5 protein-coding genes are annotated in these 6,121 nt (G+C 58.4%); all 5 read right to left on the bottom strand.

Annotation, left to right across the window (positions count from 1 at the left end; all coding sequences use genetic code 11):
* On the bottom strand, positions 1-1,717 hold a 1,717-nt coding region (gene ligA / locus AYW79_RS03090; protein WP_067561381.1), incomplete at its 3' end, for an NAD-dependent DNA ligase LigA.
* Between the two features lie 3 nt (positions 1,718-1,720).
* Positions 1,721-3,934: a DNA helicase PcrA gene (pcrA, locus tag AYW79_RS03085; protein WP_067561447.1), complete on the bottom strand. Its 2,214-nt coding sequence runs from the start codon at positions 3,932-3,934 to the stop codon at positions 1,721-1,723.
* Between the two features lie 5 nt (positions 3,935-3,939).
* Entirely contained in the window at positions 3,940-4,401 is a 462-nt protein-coding gene (locus AYW79_RS03080) for a hypothetical protein (protein WP_067561380.1), read from the bottom strand.
* Positions 4,398-5,588 (bottom strand): 5-(carboxyamino)imidazole ribonucleotide synthase, encoded by a 1,191-nt coding sequence (locus AYW79_RS03075; RefSeq protein ID WP_067561379.1) that lies wholly within the window; start codon positions 5,586-5,588, stop codon positions 4,398-4,400. Before AYW79_RS03075 ends, AYW79_RS03080 begins: the two co-directional genes overlap by 4 nt.
* Positions 5,585-6,106 carry a 5-(carboxyamino)imidazole ribonucleotide mutase gene (gene purE, locus AYW79_RS03070; protein WP_269449031.1) on the bottom strand — a complete coding sequence of 174 codons (522 nt, stop codon included), beginning with the start codon at positions 6,104-6,106 and terminating at the stop codon, positions 5,585-5,587. The genes AYW79_RS03075 and purE overlap by 4 nt, the downstream gene beginning before the upstream one ends.
* Between the last annotated feature and the right edge of the window lie 15 nt (positions 6,107-6,121).

Raw genomic sequence — 6,121 nt, 5'->3', positions numbered from 1 at the left:
GTCCCAGTTCGCGCAGTTCCTCGATCAGCGCGCGATGCTGCGGTTTTTTTGTGTACGCTACGATCGATTGCGCAACCTTCGGTCCAACGTCCGGGATCGCCTGAAGCTGATCTGTGTCCGCCTCAAGAAAAGCGTCCATCGCGCCAAACGTCTCTGCGATCACTTGCGCCGCTTTTTCGCCGACGTGACGAATGCCGAGTCCAAAAAGCAGGCGTTCCAAAGGCTGTCGCTTGCTCTCTTCGATGCTGCGCAGCATCCGATCTGCCAGTTTTTCACCCATGCGTTCGAGCGTCAGAAGCGATTCTCTTTTCAGGCGATAGAGGCTCGGAATGTCTGTGAGCAATCCCTTTTCAAACAACGTCTCAATCCACTGTTCCCCGATGCCATCAATGTTCATTGCGCTTCGCGATACAAAGTGAATCAGCGCCTCGATCTGCTTTGCGGGGCAGTCTTCATTGACGCAGCGGAGCACCACCTCACCATCGGCGCGAGCAAGCGTTTCGCCACACGACGGACAGTATGTCGGCATGCGGAAAACCTCTTCGTCGCCTGTTCGCGCCTCCGGCAGACTGCGTACGATCTCGGGAATGATATCGCCCGCTTTTTGCACGATAACCAGGTCGCCGATGCGCACATCCTTTTCCCGAATCATATCCTCGTTGTGGAGCGTCGCCCGACTCACCGTGGACCCCGCCAAAAAGACAGGTTCAATGATCGCCGTCGGTGTCACCGCGCCCGTGCGTCCGACGCTCAGTTCAATGTTTAGCACGCGCGACTCTGCCTGCTCCGCCGCGAACTTGTAGGCGACCGCAAAACGCGGACTCTTCGCCGTAAACCCGAGCGCCTCTTGTACCGCAAAATCATTCACCTTGATGACGACACCGTCGATGTCATACGCGAGCGTCGCGCGCGCCGCTTGCGCCCACGCGATGTACTCGATCACGTCCTTGATGTGAAAACAATGCCGCCAGTGTGGATTGATCGGGAGTCCAAGCTCGCCCATCGCACGCAGTGCCTCTGCCTGTGTTGTCGCAAGCCCCGCGGGCGTTGCCAGCGTATACGCAAAAAAGGAGAGTTTGCGCGCGGCAACAATCGCTGGATCCAGTTGACGGAGCGACCCGGCCGCCACGTTTCGTGGATTCGCAAAAAGCGGCTCACCGCGGTCGCGTCGCTCTGCATTGATTCGTTCAAACGCTGCGCGCGGGAGGTAGGACTCACCGCGCACTTCGATGCTCACGTCTTGCCGAAGGCGCAGCGGAATCGCCTTGATAGTACGCAGATTTACCGTGATGTCCTCACCGACAACGCCGTCCCCACGCGTGGCACCCTGCGTCATGACACCTGCGTCATAGCGCAGCGCTGTCGCTAGCCCGTCAATCTTAAGTTCACACACATACCCTTTGAAATCACTCGCAAACACCTGGATTCGCTCGTCAAACGCAAGCAACTCTTGCTCATTAAACACATTGGAAAGCGAGCGCAGCGCGATGCGGTGTGCCACCTTCTCAAACCCTTCGAGCAACATGCCGCCAACGCGCCTTGTGGGTGAATCGGGCGTCACCAATTCAGGATGCGTCTGCTCGATTCCGTTTAATTCACGCAAGAGTTGATCGTATTCGAGATCAGAGATGAGCGGCGCGTCGAGGACGTGGTAGTGGTAATCGTAGTGCTGCAAAAGTTCACGCAATTCGGCTGCGCGCTTCGCAACTTCGCCCATTCCCTATCCCTCCACCTTCGTGATCGGTGCAAACCGCACCATCAATTTCCGCGACCCGATGGGCGGGTCAAAGGTCACCGTGATCTCGATGTCATCCCCGGAGCCTGAGAGGTGCGTCACGATGCCGTTACCCCACTTGCGGTGTTCTACACAATCACCTACTTGCCAGTTCGCCGCTACATCACCGCCAAACCCTTGGGGAACATGGCTTCGCGCCGACGTACCTGGACTCGCCTCGCGACGCATCCGTTCTGGCGCGGCAACCGCGCGGCGCGTATAACCAATCGGCTCGACGAGTTCCTGAGGAATCTCTTTTAAAAACCGCGACGGCATGTTCGCGCGCGTCTGCCCGAAAAGCATCCGCGAATAGGCGCACGACAGCGTCAGTTCCTGCTTTGCGCGCGTGATGCCCACATAGCAGAGCCGGCGCTCCTCGGCCATCTCACCCTCATCGTCGACCGCGCGACTGTGCGGGAAGATGCCTTCTTCCATGCCAATGAGAAAGACGACCGAAAACTCGAGCCCCTTCGCGCTGTGCAAGGTCATCAGGGTGACACCCGCATCCTCATCGCTGCGCGCACGATCCAAGTCGGTTTCAAGCGCATTCTCCGTGAGAAAATCGACGAGCGATCCAGTCTCATGGGTCATGTCAAACTCCTGAGTCAGCGAGAGAAACTCGTCCAGGTTTTCGACGCGCGCCTGGCTTTCGATCGTCTTGTCCTCCAAGAGTACCCTGCGATACCCGCTCATCGCATAGAGTTCCTCCGCCAACTCCGTCACACTGAGGTACTGAGACATCGTGTGCAGCGTCTCGATCATCTGCGCAAAACCCGCGAGCGCCTCGCGAAAGCGCAGACTGAGCCCCGTCGCTTCCCCCGCGTGGATCGCGTCGATCAGTGACACATTAGAAAGCGCCGCATAAGCCATCAGCTTGCTGAGCGTCCCCTCCCCAATGCCACGCCGCGGTTCGTTGATGATGCGTGAAAACGCGATGTCATCCCGCGGATTGGCAATCAAGCGAAGGTACGCGACCACGTCTTTGATCTCTTTTCGCTCATAGAATCGCGTGCCGCCAACGACCCGGTACGGAATGCCCGCCTGCAGGCACAATTCCTCGACGACGCGCGACTGCGCATTCGTGCGATAAAGCACCGCCATCTCGGAATAAGGGACGTCTCGCTCATCGTGCAGGCGCTGCGCTTCTTCGACGAGGTAGCGCGCCTCTTCGCGTTCATCCATCGCCATGTGCACCCGCACCCGCGAACCGCCTTCATTCGCCGTCCACAAACGCTTCTCCGGACGGTTGCGGTTGTTTTTGATCACGGCGTTCGCCGCATCGAGGATGGACTGTGTGGAGCGATAGTTCTGTTCAAGTTTGACCACGACTGCGTCAGGATAATCCTTCTCAAACGAAAGAATGTTTGAAATATCTGCGCCGCGCCACGCGTAGATCGACTGATCCGCGTCGCCGACGACACACAGGTTGCGATGGCGTTTGGCAAGGAGCGTAACCAGTTCATATTGACTGCGGTTTGTATCTTGATATTCATCCACCAAAATATATTGAAACTTGCGCTGATAAAACGCGAGCACATCGTCGTGTTCGGTAAAAAGTTCCACGGTTTTTTCGATCAAATCGTCAAAATCAAGTGCATTCTGCTCTTTAAGGCGCCGCTGATAGAGCGTGTAAACTCTTGCCGCCATCTGCTCAAAAAGCGTGACAGCCTTTACCGTCGCGGCCCCTGGCGAGATGCGCGCATTTTTGTAGCTGCTCATCGCCGCGAGCAGACTGCGCGGTTCAAACTTCTTGGTGTCGATGTTGAGTTCCTGACAACACCGCCTGACCGCAGAAAGTTGATCGGTCGCGTCGAGAATCGTAAAAGACGACGTGTACCCCAACTTCTCAATCTCCCGGCGCAGTATGCGCACGCACATCGCGTGAAAGGTCGACACCCAGATGTCATTCGCGCGAAGCCCGACAAGCCTGTCCATTCGCGACTTCATCTCGCGCGCCGCCTTGTTGGTAAACGTGATGGCGAGGATGCTCCACGGGAGAACCTCCTCGTGCTCGATCAGATAGGCGACGCGGCGCGTGAGAACGCTTGTCTTGCCACTCCCGGCGCCTGCCACGATAAGCAGCGGGCCGTTCTTGTGGATGACCGCCTGTACCTGTTGCGGATTCAACCCCTCCAGGATATCAAACGATTCCGGTTGCATCGCGCTCATGATGATGATTCACCTTCTTTCGCGAGTTTTTGCAGCGCGTCTGCACAGGCTGTCACGCCCTGCTCCACAAAACGCATGGCCAGTCCGAGCGGCGTCTCCCAGAATGGATCGGGAATCTGCGGCGCGCGGCGATACGCGGGTGTGAACAGCGTTTGGCGCACAATCGCCGCATAGTGCGCAATCAGCGTTTGGTCTTGCTCGTCGCCGCCTTCACGCGCCACGCGAAAGAAAAACTGCATCGCCTGCCACAGATGATCCCCTGGAATGTGATGCGCCGTCTCGTAGCGCGCAAGCTGCTCAGAGAGTCGATCTTCGGCGAGAAGCTGGGGCATGCCGAGCGCCCCTAGCATCGTTGTCGCCTGGTTACGAACCGCGCGCATCACGCGCAAGCGCTCTTCGCGCATCACATCGTCGGTGAGTGTTTCGCGCAGAATCACGCGCGCCTCTTCATCGGTCATACGCGGGACCCGCCTGCCACAGCCGCTGCGTGAACGTACACTTGATATGCGCGCTCCGCCATCTCGTATGCGTCGGCGACTGTGTCGGCGACGGCGATCAAATGACCCATTTTGCGCCCCGGACGCGCCTCTTGCTTTCCATAAAAGTAAGCGGTCACCGCAGTGCCAGGCGTCGCTGCGAGCGGCGGTTCGACGAACCCTACTCGCCGGAAAATCGGTTCGACCCCATCGGGAAAGAGATCACCGAGCAGATTGACCATCACGCCAGGGCGCGCGTCAATCGCGCCGAGTGCCTGTCCACTCACAGCGAGGCACAGCTTGTGAAATTGGCTGAGCGCATTCGCGCATTGGGTAACGTGCCCTGAGTTGTGGGGACGCGGCGCGAGCTCATTCACGAGAACGCGCCCATCCTCTGTGGCGAACATCTCGACGGCGAGCAATCCCACAAGGTTGAGCGAAACCGCGATCGTTTGCGCGATGCGCAGCGCCTCCTGCTGCATCGTCGCGGATAGTGACGATGGAGAAACAGAGGCGTGCAGGATGTGATTGCGATGCTCGTTGTCTATCACGCCAAAGGTCTGCATCTCACCTGTTTGCGCGCGGGCGACGATCACCGACATCTCGCGCTCAAAAGTGACAAACGCTTCAAGCACGCAAGGCTGATCGCCGAGGTCGCGCCACGCGTCGCGCAATTCGCTCGCCTCGCGCACGACGCGCTGCCCTTTGCCGTCATATCCAAACGCGGCCGTTTTTAGCACGGCTGGGAATGTGAACACACGCGTCGCGTGCTCACATTCCGCTTCAGAGGTGATGACCGCGACATCCGGGATGGGGATGCCTAACGTAGCCAAAAAGGTGCGCTCGCGGATGCGATGCTGCGCAATGTGCAGGATGTTTGGGTCGGGAAAGGCGGGTGTCTGCGCGGCCGCTTTGCAAATGGCCTCATAAGGTAGATTCTCTGTGTCATAGGTGAGCGCATCCACGCTTTTTGCGAACGACACGAGCGCTGCCTCATCCGCGAGATCGCCGAGTGTCACCTCGTCCGCCACGAACGCGGCTGGGTTTTCGCGACTCGATGCAAAAACGTGCGTTTTCATGCCGAGCGAGCGCGCGGCAAGCGCAGTCATTTGCGCGAGCTGCCCGTCGCCAAGCAGACCAAGAACAAACGGCTTCTCACTCTTTTTCACGACTCCACGCCTCCCTCTGGCAGTGACGTCGCAAGCACCGCGTCGCGCTGGGTTTCGCGGTATGCTTCAAGCTTTATCGCGAGTTCGACCTCTTGCAACGCGAGGATCGACACGGCAAGCAGGCCCGCGTTCTTCGCGCCCGCTGCCCCGATCGCAACCGTCGCCACGGGGATGCCGCCCGGCATCTGAACGATGGAGAGCAGACTGTCGAGTCCCTGAAGTGCCTTTGACTGCACAGGCACTCCGATAACTGGAAGCGTCGTCATGGCGGCAGTCATTCCAGGAAGATGCGCCGCGCCACCCGCGCCGGCGATAATCACGCGCAGCCCGCGCTCGCGCGCCGTCTTTGCGTAGGAGAACAGCTTGTCTGGCGTGCGATGCGCCGATACGATCTCCGTTTCATACGCGACGCCAAACGATTTTAGAATCTGAATAGCATGATTCATCGTCTCAAAATCGGACGCGCTCCCCATAATGACGCCGACTTGTGCGGTTTCATGCTCTATGTGTTCGTTCACCGTTCATCTCTCCAC

This window comes from Ferroacidibacillus organovorans, assembly GCF_001642725.1.
In the GTDB taxonomy this organism is placed as follows: domain Bacteria; phylum Bacillota; class Bacilli; order Alicyclobacillales; family SLC66; genus Ferroacidibacillus; species Ferroacidibacillus organovorans.
This window is presented reverse-complemented; position numbering and strand designations above follow the sequence as displayed.

Bases quoted from the DNA above. Each gene is read 5' to 3' on its own strand.
- pcrA (WP_067561447.1), bottom strand. From the start codon at position 3,934: ATGCAACCGGAATCGTTTGATATCCTGGAGGGGTTGAATCCGCAACAG.
- AYW79_RS03080 (WP_067561380.1), bottom strand. From the start codon at position 4,401: ATGACCGATGAAGAGGCGCGCGTGATTCTGCGCGAAACACTCACCGAC.